General features: G+C 47.8%; 15 protein-coding genes and 1 tRNA gene. 8 read left to right on the top strand and 8 right to left on the bottom strand.

What is annotated here, in order from left to right; genetic code table 11:
• Positions 1-64 precede the first annotated feature (64 nt).
• The 7 genes from LZD49_RS24950 to budA form a co-directional block, all read right to left on the bottom strand.
• The gene (locus LZD49_RS24950) at positions 65-1,381 is read right to left on the bottom strand and encodes a hypothetical protein (RefSeq protein ID WP_234670413.1); all 1,317 of its coding nucleotides are present in this window, start codon (positions 1,379-1,381) and stop codon (positions 65-67) included.
• 182 nt (positions 1,382-1,563) lie between these two features.
• Complete coding sequence (locus tag LZD49_RS24945) at positions 1,564-2,154, bottom strand: DUF4136 domain-containing protein (RefSeq protein WP_234670412.1); 591 nt, start codon at positions 2,152-2,154, stop codon at positions 1,564-1,566.
• Between the two features lie 64 nt (positions 2,155-2,218).
• Entirely contained in the window at positions 2,219-3,760 is a 1,542-nt protein-coding gene (locus tag LZD49_RS24940) for a Do family serine endopeptidase (protein ID WP_234670411.1), read from the bottom strand.
• Between the two features lie 169 nt (positions 3,761-3,929).
• Positions 3,930-5,183 carry a HAMP domain-containing sensor histidine kinase gene (locus LZD49_RS24935; protein ID WP_234670410.1) on the bottom strand — a complete coding sequence of 418 codons (1,254 nt, stop codon included), beginning with the start codon at positions 5,181-5,183 and terminating at the stop codon, positions 3,930-3,932.
• On the bottom strand, positions 5,180-5,857 hold the full coding sequence (locus LZD49_RS24930) for a response regulator transcription factor (protein WP_234670409.1): 678 nt from the start codon (positions 5,855-5,857) through the stop codon (positions 5,180-5,182). The genes LZD49_RS24935 and LZD49_RS24930 overlap by 4 nt, the downstream gene beginning before the upstream one ends.
• Before the next feature lie 84 nt (positions 5,858-5,941).
• Positions 5,942-6,952, bottom strand: coding sequence for an alpha/beta hydrolase (locus LZD49_RS24925; RefSeq protein ID WP_234670408.1), 1,011 nt, complete (start codon positions 6,950-6,952; stop codon positions 5,942-5,944).
• A gap of 52 nt (positions 6,953-7,004) precedes the next feature.
• Complete coding sequence (budA, locus tag LZD49_RS24920) at positions 7,005-7,832, bottom strand: acetolactate decarboxylase (RefSeq protein ID WP_234670407.1); 828 nt, start codon at positions 7,830-7,832, stop codon at positions 7,005-7,007.
• Between the two features lie 216 nt (positions 7,833-8,048).
• Here budA and LZD49_RS24915 point away from each other — a divergent pair, with 216 nt between their 5' ends.
• The 6 genes from LZD49_RS24915 (at position 8,049) to LZD49_RS24890 (ending at position 14,522) form a co-directional block, all read left to right on the top strand.
• Positions 8,049-9,257 carry a dipeptidase gene (locus LZD49_RS24915; RefSeq protein WP_234670406.1) on the top strand — a complete coding sequence of 403 codons (1,209 nt, stop codon included), beginning with the start codon at positions 8,049-8,051 and terminating at the stop codon, positions 9,255-9,257.
• A gap of 124 nt (positions 9,258-9,381) precedes the next feature.
• Positions 9,382-11,388 carry a 1,4-alpha-glucan branching protein GlgB gene (gene glgB / locus LZD49_RS24910; RefSeq protein WP_234670405.1) on the top strand — a complete coding sequence of 669 codons (2,007 nt, stop codon included), beginning with the start codon at positions 9,382-9,384 and terminating at the stop codon, positions 11,386-11,388.
• A 131-nt stretch (positions 11,389-11,519) separates the two neighbouring features.
• On the top strand, positions 11,520-12,200 hold the full coding sequence (locus tag LZD49_RS24905) for a hypothetical protein (RefSeq protein WP_234670404.1): 681 nt from the start codon (positions 11,520-11,522) through the stop codon (positions 12,198-12,200).
• A gap of 17 nt (positions 12,201-12,217) precedes the next feature.
• Positions 12,218-12,889, top strand: a complete 672-nt coding sequence (locus LZD49_RS24900; protein ID WP_234670403.1) for an NUDIX hydrolase — start codon at positions 12,218-12,220, stop codon at positions 12,887-12,889.
• 99 nt (positions 12,890-12,988) lie between these two features.
• A tRNA-Arg gene (locus tag LZD49_RS24895) sits at positions 12,989-13,060 on the top strand.
• A gap of 247 nt (positions 13,061-13,307) precedes the next feature.
• Complete coding sequence (locus LZD49_RS24890; protein WP_234670402.1) at positions 13,308-14,522, top strand: site-specific integrase; 1,215 nt, start codon at positions 13,308-13,310, stop codon at positions 14,520-14,522.
• A 401-nt stretch (positions 14,523-14,923) separates the two neighbouring features.
• Here the strand turns inward: LZD49_RS24890 and LZD49_RS24885 are convergent, their stop codons facing one another.
• Complete coding sequence (locus tag LZD49_RS24885; protein WP_234670401.1) at positions 14,924-15,154, bottom strand: helix-turn-helix domain-containing protein; 231 nt, start codon at positions 15,152-15,154, stop codon at positions 14,924-14,926.
• A 131-nt stretch (positions 15,155-15,285) separates the two neighbouring features.
• Here LZD49_RS24885 and LZD49_RS24880 point away from each other — a divergent pair, with 131 nt between their 5' ends.
• Positions 15,286-16,077, top strand: coding sequence for an RNA polymerase sigma factor (locus LZD49_RS24880; RefSeq protein WP_234670400.1), 792 nt, complete (start codon positions 15,286-15,288; stop codon positions 16,075-16,077).
• A gap of 3 nt (positions 16,078-16,080) precedes the next feature.
• On the top strand, positions 16,081-16,910 hold an 830-nt coding region (locus LZD49_RS24875; RefSeq protein ID WP_234670399.1), incomplete at its 3' end, for a hypothetical protein.

Below are 16,910 nucleotides of genomic sequence, written 5' to 3'. Positions count from 1 at the left end.
CTCTCAAATAAAAAAGAGATGTAGCAGACGCTGCATCTCTTTTTTTATCTCTTTTTAATTCGCGTTACCGCCGCCCGCCGCGGAAACCGCCACCACTAAACCCGCCCCGGCTAAACCCGCCGCCTCCGCCGTTAAAAGTACGGCCACTGAACGACCGCGATGGCGCGCTGTACGTGTTGCTTCGGTTCATTGGACGGTAGTTTTGAGAAGGTACCGACCGAGAGTACCGCAATGACTGACCTCTGTCGAACAGGTACGACCGGTTGCCGACAGCCGGATTGAAATGTCTGGCTGCGGAGCCGATGAAGGCTGTTCTGGGCGAATAGCCGTAATGGCGTGGGGCGATGGTGCGATAATAGTGATCGTACTGACGGTACAGATGTGGGTAGTACCGGTATGCGCCGCCGAAAAACCATCTCGAAAAGCCCAGTGAGGGCATCGCGTAAACCATGGGATAACCTCCTAAACCGAAATAGAAGCCGGAACCATAGCCATACAGACCGGGATACCACATAGGCGATCCGTACCAGTAAGGGTAGCCGAGCCAGTAGGAGTATGGACTGCCATAATTGACCACCTTGTCGCCGGTTGGAGCCGGGTAACTGTAACCACCCTGAGTAGCGTATTCCTGCGAAGCCTGGCTCAACTCCTGCATAGCTTGTGGATTTTGTTTCAACTCGTCCTGGTAGGCGGCGAGTTCTTCTTTGTTTTGAGATTCGATCTGGTCATTGAGCATGGCAAGGTCATCGCGCACTTCGGCGGGATTGTCTTTGAAACGTTCACCGAGCCGGGTTACAAGGTCGGAGTGGTCGTTGAGCAGGGAAAGGACATCCGGCATTTCTTCCAGCGTTTTGAATGCCTGTTGCGCGTCAGGATCCAGCGCAGCGATCATGCTTTGGAAGGACGTTCTTGCTTCCTCATTCAGGTTATCGACTTTGACCAGATCGTTATGATGGCTGTTGTACAGTTTCCAGCCGGCGTCTTTCAATTCCGGCGACGGATTAACATTGGCCAGCATACCATCGATTACTTCACGTGAAGTTTTGCGCGGAAGCGTCGCCAGCCGGTGCATCAGGTCGGGATAACGGCTGATCTCGTAAAACCAGCTTTGTTTCTTTTGAGGGTAGTTCTGTATGATTTGTTGAAATTCCGAGCTGCTTTTCTCCCGTATCTGGGCTAGTTTGGTGAGCACGTCGGGGTATTGGGTCGCTACGAGAATATCATTACGTACATCGTCATTGTAAGGTGCAATGGCTTTAAGGAGGCTCTGGTCAGTGACTATATTTTGTTGCGTGTTACTAACCATTTGATCATCCTGGCCGTATCCGGTGAGGGAGGCGGCGGAGAGCAGAACAGTGGCAAACAAATGAAGCGGTTTCATGGTCTTAAACTGTTAAAATTGAATAGCTTCTTGACTTTTAATGATACCAAGGTACCCTGCGATTCTGTTGGAATATTGAAGATTTGACTATTTTGAAAAACATTTTCCCGCAGGACTTTCCATTTCACCACATGCCCCCAACTCGAATCTGTGAATCCGGAAAATACCCGCGGGAAGGATTTCTAGCTTTGCTGAACAGGGAAGCTTTTCATTAGTTTTTTAACACCTTTATTGATCTGTTTTTCAAGCCGGTTCGGGTTGCTTACATCCCCGGAAATTGCTTTTTGCCAGATAATATCCCCGGTCTTGGTATCCACCACATCCAGGATCAAAGTGCCGTCGGTGCTTGTGGAGGAATATGGATAGCCGCCGTAGTATCCGCCGAAGCCTCCGTAATAGGGAAGTCCCCAGCCAAAACGTCCCCAGCCCATCATCATCGGGAAGGCCCCGCCTGGATAGGCCCCGCCTGGAAAGGCCCCGCCACCATAATAATTTTTGCGCACGCGCTGGGTGTAGGTGTGAAATTGCAGGAGCAAATCCGGGTGCTGGGTATTGCGGACAATTCCCTTACTTTCGAGCGCTTTATCGAATGCGGTCTGAATACGGTGACGGGAGAACGAACTGGCGTACATCGGGTTCTGGTTGGTTTTCATGTCGGGTACAATCCAGTTGTAGGTCAATGCCTTGCCGGTAGGATTTACCGGTTGTTGGGGACCTTGTGCAAACACCACAGTGCTCAGCACGGTCAGCATTCCCAACAAAATCGCTTTCATTTTCATCTGAATGGATCATTTGAAAGGTTTTCCGGGTTAGCGTCCGGAAAACCAGGGGTTACTTTTATAAACCAATTGCGAAATATTGGGTCTCATCGTTGCCGGGATAAAGCCCTTCGATCATTACGCCGCCCTTTTTGCCTTGCAATATTTTCACCGCTTCACGGGCACTGGCAACCGGTGTTTTATCAATTTTGGTAATCACAAAACCTTCTTCCATATCGGTGCCCTGACGGATCTTGCCAGCGTTAATCTGCGTCACCTGAGCGCCGGAGCCGATCCCATATTCTTTTTTCTGCTGATTGGTGAGGTCTTTGAGCTCAATGCCAAGTTGTTCCATCACCGCTGAGGCTGAGCGATCGGCTGCGGAAGGCTCCGAAATGCCTTTTAAAGTCACATTTATTACTTTTTCCACACCATCGCGGTTCACATTTACGCTCACTTTGTCGGAAGGTTTGTGCTGGGCAATCGCTTCTTGCAACTGAGGCACGCTGTTAATGTCGTGACCATCGATTTTGGTGATCACGTCACCGATTTTGATACCTGATTCTTTCGCGGCGCTTTCGTCGGCAAAGCTTTCGACACGCACACCTTCATCTACTTTCAGGTCAAATGATTTGACTTTCGCCGCATCCACTTCGCTGATGCCCACGCCCAGATAGCCGCGTTGTACGGAGCCGAATTTGGAAATATCTTCGACTACCTTGTGTGCAATGCTGGAAGGCACCGCGAAGGAGTATCCCGCAAATGAGCCTGTCTGGCTGGCAATGGCGGTGTTGATACCGATGAGGTTACCATTCAAATCCACCAATGCACCACCTGAGTTGCCAGGATTCACAGCGGCGTCGGTCTGGATGAACGATTCGATCGGCGCTTTGGCATTCTCGCCCAGGATATTGATGCTGCGCCCTTTGGCGCTAACGATACCGGCGGTCACCGTCGAAGTAAGATTGTAAGGGTTCCCCACGGCAAGTACCCATTGTCCTACCTGCACGTTTTCTGAGTTGCCAAACGACAACGAAGGCAGATTTTTGGCTTCGATTTTGATCAATGCAATGTCGGTATTCGGGTCGCTGCCAATTACTTTGGCTTTGTAGGTATGCTTGTCGGCCAGGGTTACTTCCAATGTCTCGGCACCCTGGATCACGTGGTTGTTGGTGACAATGTAGCCATCAGGATTGATAATCACACCTGACCCGGTGGCCTGCGGTTTCTCCATTTTACCCTCGGGAGCCTGCTGGCCGAATGGGTTACGCCCACCGAAGAGATCTCTGAACTCTTCCGGTATCTGTGTCTGGCTCACGGTTCGCTCCGGTTTCAATGTCGATTTGATATGTACTACTGCTGCGGTGGCTTTTTTGGATGCAAAGGAAAAATCGGCCGGTATCATGGCGGCCGCCGGATCGCCGGCCGCCGGATCGCCGGCTTTGGCGCCTAGCCCTGCATCCAGCCGGGCTTGTCTGACAAATGGGGTGGCATTATTCACCCAGTTTGAAATGGTGTCTGGTTTGCCAAAATGTTCATAGGTAGCGTAGGAGGTACCGCCCAATAATGCGGATGCAAGGGCTACTGCTGTGATTTTTCTGAAATTCCGAATTGTTGTCATTGCCTTTAAATTGATTAAGTGTATTCAAATTTCAGCAGTGATCCTGTCGCAATCCTGTGGACATTCTGAAGACATTTTGTAGTTGACATTTTTTTTTAATGCATAAAAAAAGGAGGATCAGAAATCCTCCCTTAATTCACTACTAGCCATGAAAAACTCTTGAATATCTTCACCAGGTCACGGTCAGGATGTGCAGCGGACCATCGGTTTTATAAGTAAGTGTCTGCCCATTCACCTGACAGATCGTTTTCGCCAGGGCCAGACCCAGTCCAAGCGAGGCTGAGTGCGTGCCTTCCTTTCGAAATCTTTCGAACAGTAATTCCGGATCACTATTGATAGGTGTGCCGGTATTCCCGACTGTGAGCCTGCCCGGCGCAAGGGTAATGTCAATGGTGCCTCCGTTAATATTGTACCGGATCGCATTGGTGAGTAAGTTGTTCACCAGGACTTCCGCCAGTGCAGGGTGCATCACCGGCCCTGTCGGTTCTATTTCTGTTTTGACTGTGATCTGTCGCTGTTCGATTAAATCTTCCAGGTCACGGAGTTTCCGGTTGATGATCGGCACGAGATTGATCGGTTCGGTCCCGGCGAGAAATTGCCGGTTTTCTATTTTGGTTAATAATAATAATGCCTGGTTTAGCCTGGCAAGCCGGTTGGCTGCTTCGCTGATCTCCGAAAGCGCCACCAGTTGTGATTCTTTCAAACTTTCGTCCTGAAACAATCCTTCAATTTTGGACGAGATTACCGCCAGCGGCGTCTGTATTTCGTGTGATGCATTTTCCGTAAATTCTTTCAGGTTTTGGTAAGTGGCCGCAAGGCGGTCGGTGAATTGCGTTACCGATTGATTCAGTTGTTCAAATTCGACGGTATGCGTTTTGGAAAAAGTCAGTATCTCATGTTTTTCAACCTGATAGGAATCCAGCGCGCGCAATGTTTTGTAAAACGGGCGCCAGAGCCGGCGGGAAAGCCAACTGTTCAGCAAGAGCAGCGAGATCAGCAGCAAGGCCACAATAAATGTTACCGTCATCACAACGGCTTCCAGTAATTGCCTGCGTTGTGCCAGTAACTTACTGATCGTCACCCGATACCATATTCCTTCCACACGCTCGTAGAAGATCAGTTGTCGATAGGGCTGGTATTCATTTTCAAATTCGTTGAACAACTTTCTTTCCACCAGGGCCATTTGGCCCGGATAGCGCACCTGATCGAGTTGCAGGCTGTCGCCCAATTGCAGGATATATACCGGCAGCTCACTGATATGTCGCATTTGCCAGCTTACTTTCGCTTTGCTACGCATTAGCTCCTTATTTACCTCCCGGTCGATCAGATAATCCACTGAAAAATAAAACAAAATGGCGCCGAGTGTGAGCACGCAAAGCGAGGTAATGATCTGGTATCTCAGGATGCGTTCCAGCAGTTTCATTGCTCGCTGAATTTATAGCCCACGCCGTAAATGGATTTCAGGTAATCGGGGCAACCCTTATCCATGAGCTTCTTCCTGAGGTTTTTAATATGTGTGTATATAAAATCAAAATTGTCCATCAGATCGGCGTCATCGCCCCAGAGGTGCTCGGCAATGGATTCTTTGGTCAGGACGCGATTTTTGTTGGCGATCAGATACACGAGCAAGTCGTATTCCTTGCGGGTAAGGACGATTTCCTGTTGGTCGACCTGTACCAGATGTTCCTGCGGATCGATCTGTATTTTACCAAACCGGATTTGCTGGCTGCCTTGGAAACTTCGTCTGCGGATCACCGCCTGCACCCGTGCATTCAATTCTGAAAGATGAAATGGCTTGGTGAGGTAATCGTCCGAGCCCAGGTTGAGGCCGGTAATGCGATCGTCGAGGGAGTTTTTGGCGGAAATAATAATGATACCTGTGTCCGGAAAGTTCCGTTTGAGCTCCCGCACAGCGTCCAGCCCGTCGCCATCAGGAAGCATCAGGTCGATCAGAACACAGTCGTAACGGTAGATGTTGATCTTGTCAACCGCCGTCCGGTAATCCGCCGCCCATTCGCACACGAAGTTTTCACGCTGGAAATAATTCTGGATGCTGGTCGCCAGCGCTTTTTCGTCTTCAATGAGCAGCAGTTTCATAGCATTGTCTTTTGTACAAAGGAAACTACGAATTTTGGAGGAAATCTGAAGTGCTGCGGAAATGCTTCGGATCGTTCGGCGAAATTATTTAACAGTCCGTTTTGCCCAATTGAAAATCGTAGAATAGACCTCGTCACGCACGGGTTGTTTGGAAAGAACGAGGTCGTGCATGCCTCCTTGCACGGCCTGAATACTATATTGTCCGACAATATTTTGCGCCTGCCGGGCAACTTCGTCGACATTTAATATGGCGTCGCCGGTAAAGAAGATGTCGCTCCACTTTTTTTCGTCGATGGATTTGGCGGAATGCAGCACCAGTACAGGTTTATCAATCTGAATGCCTTGCGAGACCCGCTCCTGACCATTGTAGACCGCTCTTATCCATCCCAGGTTGACGGGCGGTGCGATAAATGGTTTCAAGCCGAGACTGTACGACCATTCACCGTGCGCGGTTATATGCAAACTTTCCCCGTACAGCGGATTCAAGCCCAGATCGAAGTTCGTTTCCGGATGTTTTTCCGCTCTTTTGATGAGCAATGGCAAAGCGGTTTTTTTGATACCAGATCGGATATTCAATGCAAATAGCGGGCTATTGAGCAGCACGGCGTCGAACTTCTCCTTGCCCAGCCGCTCGCTCGCATAGAGCGATATGACAAGCCCACCCAGCGAATGGCCGCTTAAAAGAACCTTTTCATTTCCTTCACCTTTGATTATTGCCAATGCAGTGTCGATATCGGCATAGTATTCTGAAAGCTCGCGGACGTTGTTGAATTTCTGGTGACTGAGCCATGAACGTCCGGATTTGCGAAGGTCGATAGCATAGAAATTGAATCCTTCCTTAAGGTACCGCTCGGCCATTTCTTCCTGGAAAAAGTAGTCGTTGAAGCCGTGCACATATAGCACCGACTTAGCGCTTTTTTCGGGCGTCGTTTTTCGAACAATCGTGCAGGTAACGCTTCCTTCATAATCCGGAGGCTGGACGATCGTCGCCTGTTTGAAACCTTTGCCCAACAGATCCGCAAAATAGGTGACCTGGGCGCTGGCCATGCCGGCTTGCAGCAGGATGAGGAAGATGTAGAGAAGGCGTTGTTTCATGGTTTGCGCGTGCTGGCGACTGTAAAGATATGGGCTCAGGGGCTTCCGGCAATTATTCAATCTTTTTCAATTCCGCACCACGATCAGGTTGGAGGTTGACTTTTTCAAATTCAGCATTGGTATTGTTTTCGATCGTGAAGCCCTTCGCCATATCGATTTCCACCGTGACTGCATCGGCTGTGAAATTAAAAACATGTCCACCCGATTTGTGATCATCCGCAAGATAGTGCAAATGGAACCCCGGCACATTGGTACGGGCCAGGTAGGGGGGGAGCAGGAAGCCTCCGCAAATACCTTTGGTGTTCTTTAATTCGAAAACAACCTGGTTTTGCTTTAAATGCTCGGATAATGTGGGATAGGGCTTGCTGGCGGGTTTTTCGGCCCGCGTCGTCATGGTCGGGAAGGTAGCGGAGATCCTTAATGCGTAAATGCCGTTTGGATTTAACAAATGTCGGATCTGCTCTTGTACTTTTTCGTAGGTAAGATCCGGTCCTTTCAACTGGATTACCGTATCGGCTTTGAAGAATTTTACAAATGCTGCGGAAGTACTGTCCGAATCAGCGACTTCCGTCACGGAGCCGTCATAACTCACTTTGTAGACGTGTCCCTTATCGATCAGCAGCTCGCCATCCACTCTATTGAACGTGCCAACGCCGAAATCGCCCTTCTTTTTGAGCTGGCCAATGGTAAGATCACCATCAAAAACGCCTGCCATTAATGCGTCGATGATCGAGTACTGGTACATGAAGTCCTGCTCGGGGGCGGATGCTCGTTTGTTTTTGGATGGCTGGGCATGGCCGTTACAAAGCGAGGCAATTACCAGAAAAATTGCCGGCAGATAATTGAACCGGCGTTTAGGGAAGCTAGCAGGAGGGATCATAGTCAATCAAGAATTGAGAATTAATTACAAAAGAAGTATACGCCCGAGTCTTTACAAAACGCTCAAGCATTTTCGATCGAATGGCTTGAATAGAAACCTGCCAGGTATATTTTGGAGAATAGCAGGGAAAGCTACCCGACAGTTGATTATTCAGAAAAAAAGGATCAACTTAAAAACAGCTAATATTCCTTTACCAATCACCAATTAATACTAAAAATGAAAAGGTTTTTACTCCTGTTACTACTCCCGGCGCTTACCCGCGCCCAACTTGCACCGCCTGTGATGTCGGAAAAGGCCAAAAAGATCCATGCGGCCGCGCTAACCATCGACACCCACGCCGACGTGCCCATCAATATGATGAAACCGGGCTTCGATGTCGCGGTAGAGCACGATTTCGAAAAGGACCGCTCGCAGATCGATTTCCCGCGTATGATCCGGGGAGGCATGGATGGAATGTTCTTTGCGGTGTATCTCGGGCAAGGCAAGCGCACCGAGGAGGCCAATGCGGAAGCGAAGAAGAAGGCCCTGGCGATCTTTGACAAAATACACGAGGCGGTAAGAGCTAACCCACAAACTGCCGGGCTCGCAACGACTTCCAAAGATGCGTACCGCCTCCAAAAGGAAGGCAAACGGTCGGTCTTCATTGGCATGGAAAATGGATGGCCGGTAGGGAAAGATTTGTCAAACCTGAAAATGTATTATGACCTCGGTCTGCGTTACATCACGTTGTCGCATTCGCTGAACAACGATATCTGCGACTCTTCTACGGATGGCGACGGCCCGGAATACAATGGACTGAGCGCTTTTGGGGAACAGGTGGTGAAGGAAATGAACCGCCTGGGTATTATGGTGGACATTTCGCACGTTTCGGATTCTACTTTTTTTGATGTCATCAAACTCACGAAAGCACCTGTGATCGCGTCGCATTCGTCGTGCCGGGCGTTGTGTGATGTGCCGCGCAACATGACCGACGACATGATCAAGACCTTAGCTAAAAACGGGGGGGTAATCCAGATCAATTTTGTACCAGGTTTTGTGAAAAAGCCGTCGGAGCCGCATGAGATGTCGCTGAAAGCATTGCGTCTGAAAATCCGCCAGACCGATCTTTCAGATGCCGACAAGAAGGCGCTGCGGGATGAAATGAAGGCGATCGGCGAGAAGTACAAGTCGGATATGCCCACGGTGCAGGATGCGGTGAACCACATCGAACACGTCATTAAGCTCACAAGTGTAGACCATGTTGGGATTGGCATGGATATGGATGGAGGTGGCGAGGTGATCGGCTTGCAGGATGTGAGCCAGATCGGCGCGATCACCGAGGAATTGGTCAAAAGAGGCTATTCTGCGAAGGACATCGAGAAAATATGGGGCGGCAACATCATGCGCGTTCTGGATCAGGTAGAAAAGGCGGCCGGTAACATCTGATTTACACTCTAAGGGGCGTCTGGACGGCACAGGAGGACTAAAAAATATATACATTTTAATAAATAGTTTAATAAAATTGCAAATCTTACGTCTTCGAACAGAATACACTTTAATTGAATATTGAATGGCTAAGTCAACCGGAAAGAAAAAAATAAACGGAACCAACGATCCCGCCGAGGAGGCCGGCAACCCGGTCGCGGCCGAGTCGGCGAATGCGGTCGAAACAATTAGCCGTTTTACAGAATTCGATATACACTTATTTCGTCAGGGCAAGCATTACAAGCTTTATGAAAAGCTGGGTTCGCATGTGATGGAGGTAAACGGCGTCGTGGGTACTTACTTCGCCGTGTGGGCACCCAATGCGACCTACTTATCAGTAGTTGGAAATTTCAATGGCTGGAACCATGGTACCCACTCGCTTGCACCCCGCTGGGACAGTTCCGGGATCTGGGAGGTCTGGATACCGAATGTCGGGGTAGGGGAAGTTTACAAATACTACATTATTTCAGGGAACGGCCAGCATCTTGAAAAGTCGGATCCGTTTGCACTTTGGTGTGAAGTGGCGCCGCGTACGGCTTCCATCGTGTGGGATACCTGGTACGAATGGGGTGATACCGACTGGATGAAGATCCGCAAGGAAAAGAATAAGCTGAATGCGCCGACATCGGTTTATGAAGTGCATCTAGGTTCCTGGCAGCGCGACCCATCGGATCCGGAACGATACCTGACTTATAAAGAAATTGCCGAGAGCCTGGTCCCTTACGTAAAGGAAATGGGTTTTACACACGTTGAGTTGATGCCTATCATGGAGCATCCCTACGCACCGTCCTGGGGCTACCAGATCACCGGCTACTTTTCGTGCTCGTCGCGCATGGGTACACCGCAGGAATTGATGTATCTCATTGATCAACTCCACCAGGCGGGTATAGGAGTGTATATGGATTGGGTACCTTCCCATTTTCCGGGTGATTTACACGGCCTCTTCCGTTTTGACGGCACCTCGCTTTATGAGCATGAAGACCCGCGGAAAGGCTATCATCCTGATTGGAAAAGCTATATTTTCAACTATGGGAGAAATGAAGTAAGATCGTTTCTGATCAGTAATGCCATTTTCTGGCTCGACCGTTACCATACCGACGGCCTGCGTGTGGATGCGGTGGCTTCGATGCTTTATCTCGATTATTCCCGTAAACATGGCGAATGGATCCCAAATGAATTTGGTGGCCGGGAAAACCTGGAAGCGATTTCGCTCCTGCGCGAGATGAACGTAGCCGTTTACACCGAATTCCCGGATGTCCAGACCATTGCCGAAGAGTCAACCGCATTTCCAGGCGTTTCCCGTCCTGTCTTTGTGGGAGGTCTGGGTTTTGGGATGAAGTGGATGATGGGTTGGATGAACGACACGTTGAAGTACTTCGAAAAAGACCCTGCGTTCCGGAAATGGCATCAGGATCAGCTCACATTCAGTCTTGTGTATGCGTTTTCGGAAAACTTTATGCTGCCGTTTTCGCACGACGAGGTGGTTTATGGCAAGAAATCACTCATCAATAAGATGCCGGGCGATGAATGGCAGCGGTTTGCAAACCTGCGGCTCATGTTCACCTACATGTTTACGCATCCTGGTACTAAGCTTGTGTTTATGGGAGGCGAATTTGCCCAAACATCGGAATGGAACTTCCAGCAGAGCCTCGACTGGCATTTACTCGACTTTGCTCCACACAAAGGTGTGCGCGAATGCGTGAAGGCGCTGAACCAACTGTACAAGGACGAGCCCGCGCTGTTTGACTACTCATTTTCGCATGATGGTTTCGAATGGATCGACACTCAGGACCGCGAAAACTCCGTGCTGGTTTACGCAAGGAAATCAACGGACCCGGAAAAGAACCTCATTATCGCACTCAACCTGACGCCCATTCCGCGCAAAGGGTATCGCGTAGGGGTGATCTCAGAAGGAAACTGGCAGGAAATCTTCAACTCGGACGCCGCGCAATTCGGTGGTAGCGGGATCATCAATTACGATCCTGTAACAGCCGAAGACCATCAATGGCATGGAAAAGCTAATTCCCTCATTTTGGATTTGCCTCCACTGGGAGCTGTTGTACTCAGAAAAGTAATACCGAAACGGAAATAACTAGCTGGGAAGCAACGGTAGTGTAGCTAATTGGTGTCTACCGTTTACTTATTTCACTCACGATCTTGAGGCAGAGGCTGGGGTCTCTGCCTTATTTTTTTACCTTTGCCGATCAAAACATCACGAATCAAATGAAAAGCATTCGCTTACTAGTACTTTTTGTTTTTTTAGGTTCACTTAAAGCTTTTTCACAGGATATATCCCGGGTTACTTCCGGACTGGACATGGGTCTGGGCTATCAGGACGAGGTTTGGGTGCCTTCGGTAACCTATCATCAGGAATTGAGCCTAAGCAATTTCCCCTCGTTCAGGATAGGCTGGGGTGTTCGCAGCTGGGGTTATTATGCAGGCCGCACCGACATGTTTCCGAAAACAAGTGCACTTTCCAGCGACACGCTTAAATTCGGACGTTTGTCCGCAAATGGCATCAGTTTCCTCGTAGGGGCTAATTTCAGGCTCTGGAAATTCGACATCGGTGCGAACACTGATCTTTTCGGAGTTGCATTTGGGTTAAAAAGACATGCGCTGTATGCCAATGGTGGCCTCTACGACGAAGGCGGTGAATACTATAACAGACATCTTCGGAGTGGTCCGGCCACATTGAATGCAATACCACTCGTTATGGATAAGCAAAGCGGGCAATCCGAAGTCTATCTGCGCTTTTGGATCACCGAACAGATCGGCCTGAAAGTCGCGTATGTGCATGGCCGCATGACCTATGCGGCGCCGCACAAACTGGAAAACGGTCAGACGCGCTATTCGACCACGTATGGCGTTCCTTACCTGGCATTATCGTTCCCACTATATAATTAAGCTACCGACCATCCGCTATGGCAGAGAATCTCACAGATTCGCATAAATATAATCTCTGGAAAAGCAGGCTGATCGCCAATGGCCTGGATATCCATCGCGTCGATGAATTGTACACCCGCCATAATGGTCACGGAGAAGTCCTGTTTTCATTGCTTTACACCGATGCCACGACGCCCGAAGGCAACAAAATTCCACCCATCTGTTTTCTGAAAGGGGAGGTTGTAAGTGTGCTGGTTTGCTTCATCGATGTAACAACAAGAGAAAAATATCTTCTCCTCGTGCAGCAACGTCGCATTTGCGACGGCTCCTTGACTTATGAGCATCCAGCAGGCATGCTGGACAGCGAAAGCGACGCGGCATCCGTTGCCGCACGGGAAGTATTCGAAGAAACCGGCGTGGCGGTCGATAAATCGCAACTGATCAGCGTCAACAGCGAGCCATTCTACCCATCTACCGGCACCAGTGATGAAGCCATGTACATGTTCTATTGCGAGCTGGAAATGACCTCGGAGGCCATCCAATCGTATCACAACAATGTACAAGGTCTTCTTTCCGACCACGAATACATCAATACGTTCGTTGTTCCATTCGCCGAAGGCCACAAGCTAATCACGAACGTCAACGGCGTGCTGCTGGACTATCTCTATCTGAAAAGCGTGGGCGATTGGGACCTGCTGAAAAAACTTTAAGCAGGACTTAGAAAAATTTGAAAACAAATTGAACCCAATCTGGTCAAAAATCAAAATAGCGGCTATATTTGCACCCCGTTACCGGCGAAATGCAACCATGCACCCGTAGTTCAATGGATAGAATAATGGTTTCCGGTACCATCGATAGGGGTTCGAATCCCTTCGGGTGCACTAGTAAGTATACTGAAATTAACTAAAATCCTGCAAATCAAAAGTTTGTAGGATTTTTTGTTTTTACGTATATAGTTAAAATGCGTAGAAATGCTCAAAAAGCTGGTGCGTCTTTCGGTGAGTCAAGATAACTTTCAAAAAGACTCACCAGATTGCATATAAACGGCTGATATAGACTTGTTTACTTAATAAACATCTTGATTTTTACGCTACGCAAAACCATCTTTAAACTTAAATCAGTTGGTTTATGCTTAGTAAAACATTTAATCTGCTTTTTTTTCTTAAAAAGCCCCGCAACTCGACCAAGGGAAAGTTGCCAATCTACATTAGAATCACTATTGAAGGAAAGAGACTTGAAATCTCTACTCAGCGAAGCTGTGAGCCAGACAGATGGAATGTCGCATCAGGTCGAAAAAGTGGTCAGAAAGAAGATGTGAAGCAATTGAACCAATATCTTGATTCGCTTCAAACCAAAGTATATGCGATTCACCGTGATCTCTTAGATCGTGGTCTAGATATCACTCCTACCAGTGTCAAAGCACAATTTTCTGGAAGTGCTGAGGAATCATGGAGCATTTTGCGGGTTTTCAAAAAACACAATGATGAGATGTTAGCGTTGGTGGGGAAGGACTTTGCGATGGGAACATACAATCGCTATGAGGCGGCCTCACGGAACGTCAAGAGTTTTCTCAAGTATAAATATAAGCTCGATGACATGGCGATTGAGCGACTGGATTATTCATTCATTTCTGACTACGCCTACTATCTAAAAGTCACCCGCAACATATCGCATAACGTAGCAATGCGATATCTTAAATATTTTAAGAAGGTTGTATTGCTTTGTGTTAAGCACGGCTGGTTGCAAAAGGATCCGTTTTTCGCGTTTAAAATTTCATTTGATGAGGTGGATAGAATGCCGCTTACTCGTGAGGAATTGACAAGTATTGAATCCAAAAATTTCAGTAACTATCGCCTCAGGAAAGTCCGGGATATTTTTCTTTTTTGCTGCTATACAGGTCTTTCATACGTAGATGTAAAAAATCTTCGGCAATCAAATATCATTTCTGGCTACGATTCGAGGAAATGGGTATCTGTGAGGAGGCAGAAAACGAACACCCCGTCAAGAATACCCTTATTAGCGAAGCCCTTAGAGATAATCCAAACATACAAGGAAGATCCCGCCTGTGTGGAAGGCGGATTAGTTTTGCCCGTGCTTACTAACCAGAAGATGAACTCTTATCTAAAAGAAATAGGGGATGTTTGTGGGATTGACCGACCGATTACCTTTCATTTAGCAAGACATACTTTCGCTACTACAATTACCCTAGCTAATGATGTTCCTATTGAGACTGTTTCCAAGATGCTTGGACATAAGGATCTGAAAACAACCCAACATTATGCTAAGATAGTTGATCGCAAGATAAGTGCAGATATGGCAAAGCTTAGTGATAGGCTACAGTAATTAAGGGTTTGACAAACAAACTCACAAAAGGGCAGCTTAAATAAGCCGCCCTATTATTTTTGGATTGTGGAAAGCCGCCAAAAGCTTACGGCATAATGGCGGCTTTTGTATTACACAATGCTTACAAGAATCTGAGTCGCAAGTATTGTACACTTACCCCGTTTCCTTTTGGTTTATTGAGGGCCACTGTAAGAGGGGCTAAATCTGCGACTAGCTGTTGGCTGTAAGACTGGTAGAAACTTATGTCGGTAAACAGCCTTTTGTGAAAAAGATCATTGCCCCGAGATTTTGATGCTGGGGTAGGTGTAGACATCAGATGAATTTAGGTGCGGAGAAAAGAAAAAGAATATATTTCGGGGTCACGCGAAATGTGATTTTGTGGGTTTTATCTATGCCCTCGGTTATGCTTGATCAGGCATTAAATCTTTTGGGGAACAGTTCATCTCACGGGCAAGTATTCCGATATGTTCGACATTGTACTTACTGGGGAATTTTGGACTTTCAATTTGTCCAATAAATCCTCTGGTCAGATTGAGAAACATGGCAAGATCATCCTGAGTATAGCCCTTCGCTTTTCGGACTTTCCTCACTTGATTAATTACCGCGATCTCAAAATCTGTTTTTTCGGCCATGGTTTGCAAGAACCAAAAACATCCTTATTTTTGTGCTTAGTTATAACTAAGCAAATTTTGTTGCACACTGGGGCAGCTGAAGATCTGCTGTTTTGTCGGCTTTTAGGAAGTTTTGGTTAATAGCGGGTTGTATGGGAAATTTTAAACCTTTAGTCAAATCTGATCGGAACGATGAATTATTCTTCCGGTTTAGTATTGGTGATGAGAGAGCGTTTTCAGACTTTTACAATAAATCGTTTTCTAGTCTACTTTGTCTTGGTAAAGGGCTAGTCAATGACGAATTCCTGGTAAGCTGCATTCTCCACGAATGTTACCTGAAAGTCTGGGCACACCGCGAAAAGATTGAAAGCCTCCCTCATGCATACCGGTTTATTCGTCTCAATCTCCGTTGGCAGCTCTTGAAGCACGTGCAAAAACCGGCCTACCAGATATACCGGAAAATGACGGAAATAGACCACTTGGAATCTTTCCTGGGTGAAAAGCCAGATTTGGAGAGCTATTTCAGGGATGGCAGCGAAGGAAAAAAATGGGAAGAAGTTGCGAAAGCGATCTCATTTCTCCCCAAACAACGCCAGCTGATAGCCAGCCTCCATTTTCAGGATGGACACAGCCCGCGCGAGGTAGCAAAAAGAATAGGAGCGAATACCTTGCATGTGAGCAGCGAAATTCAAAAAGCCATGGAAGAGCTTAAGAGGATTGTAGCACCCAGTACGACTGTTCCCGTAAGGCAAGTGAAACAATTCTATCCCTACGATCATATTCTGAGTAGTGAGCAGGCTCAGGTGTTTGCGCTCAGGCAAGAGCAGAAAAAGTCCTTCGCCGATATCGCCTTAATACTAGGCTACCCGCAGACCCAGGTACAACAGCATTATATCAAAGCATATCAGCTTATCAAAAATTACTGGAAGCAAAACGGGCGTTAGGTCATGGAAAAACTTTTCACAACCAGAAAGATCCGTCTTCTGATCGATTCGGATGACATTGATCAGAAGAACAAGATTTTGGATACGCTCTACCAATGGCGTTACATCTGTTTCAAGGCTGCCAACCAGATCTATACCCATCACTATGTCCAACAGCAGCTCAGGGAAATGCTCTATCTGACCGAATGTGTAAGGGCAAGGCTATCTGATATCAAAAAGGACGAGTATGGGATGCTATCCACATCAAGAATGAATACCAGCTACCAGGTGCTTGCTCAAAACTATAAAGGCAGTATTCCGATGCATATCATGAGCGCTTTGAATGGCAATCTTGTCGCCAGTTTTAACAAGATGAGTAGGACCCTTGCCAGCGGTGAAAGCGGCTTGCCAAGTTTCCGAAAAGAAATTCCGATCCCGTTCAAAGGGACAGATGTCAAAAAACTGCGAAGCAGTAGGGAAGGAGCGGTATTTCATTTCTCGCTATTCGATATCCCGTTCAAAACGTACCTGGGCGAGACAGGCCATGACAAGCGCGAAATGCTTCAAAACCTACTGGCTGGTCAGGTTAAACTATGCACCAGCTCGCTGGCACTAGACAGAGGCAAGATTTTCATGCTTGCTGTTTTTCAGATTGAACGGCAGGACCAACAGCTTGACCAGGATGTTATCGCCGAGGCAAGCTTGTCGCTGGATTACCCGATCATGGTCTTGGTCGCGGGCAAGCGCTACACGATCGGGAGCAAGGACGAGTATCTCTACAAGCGGCTCGCGATCCAGGCTGCGATCCGGCGCAAAAGGAAGGCCATGGCTTTTATGAACCCAAACAGCCAAAG

This window comes from Dyadobacter sp. CY261, from assembly GCF_021440085.1.
GTDB lineage: Bacteria > Bacteroidota > Bacteroidia > Cytophagales > Spirosomataceae > Dyadobacter.
This window is presented reverse-complemented; position numbering and strand designations above follow the sequence as displayed.

Coding starts and splice junctions, on each gene's coding strand:
- LZD49_RS24945 (WP_234670412.1), bottom strand. CDS start 2,154: ATGAAAGCGATTTTGTTGGGAATGCTGACCGTGCTGAGCACTGTGGTG.
- LZD49_RS24925 (WP_234670408.1), bottom strand. CDS start 6,952: ATGAAACAACGCCTTCTCTACATCTTCCTCATCCTGCTGCAAGCCGGC.
- glgB (WP_234670405.1), top strand. CDS start 9,382: ATGGCTAAGTCAACCGGAAAGAAAAAAATAAACGGAACCAACGATCCC.
- LZD49_RS24890 (WP_234670402.1), top strand. CDS start 13,308: ATGCTTAGTAAAACATTTAATCTGCTTTTTTTTCTTAAAAAGCCCCGC.
- LZD49_RS24900 (WP_234670403.1), top strand. CDS start 12,218: ATGGCAGAGAATCTCACAGATTCGCATAAATATAATCTCTGGAAAAGC.
- LZD49_RS24950 (WP_234670413.1), bottom strand. CDS start 1,381: ATGAAACCGCTTCATTTGTTTGCCACTGTTCTGCTCTCCGCCGCCTCC.
- LZD49_RS24930 (WP_234670409.1), bottom strand. CDS start 5,857: ATGAAACTGCTGCTCATTGAAGACGAAAAAGCGCTGGCGACCAGCATC.
- LZD49_RS24885 (WP_234670401.1), bottom strand. CDS start 15,154: ATGGCCGAAAAAACAGATTTTGAGATCGCGGTAATTAATCAAGTGAGG.
- LZD49_RS24915 (WP_234670406.1), top strand. CDS start 8,049: ATGAAAAGGTTTTTACTCCTGTTACTACTCCCGGCGCTTACCCGCGCC.
- budA (WP_234670407.1), bottom strand. CDS start 7,832: ATGATCCCTCCTGCTAGCTTCCCTAAACGCCGGTTCAATTATCTGCCG.
- LZD49_RS24940 (WP_234670411.1), bottom strand. CDS start 3,760: ATGACAACAATTCGGAATTTCAGAAAAATCACAGCAGTAGCCCTTGCA.
- LZD49_RS24880 (WP_234670400.1), top strand. CDS start 15,286: ATGGGAAATTTTAAACCTTTAGTCAAATCTGATCGGAACGATGAATTA.
- LZD49_RS24905 (WP_234670404.1), top strand. CDS start 11,520: ATGAAAAGCATTCGCTTACTAGTACTTTTTGTTTTTTTAGGTTCACTT.
- LZD49_RS24935 (WP_234670410.1), bottom strand. CDS start 5,183: ATGAAACTGCTGGAACGCATCCTGAGATACCAGATCATTACCTCGCTT.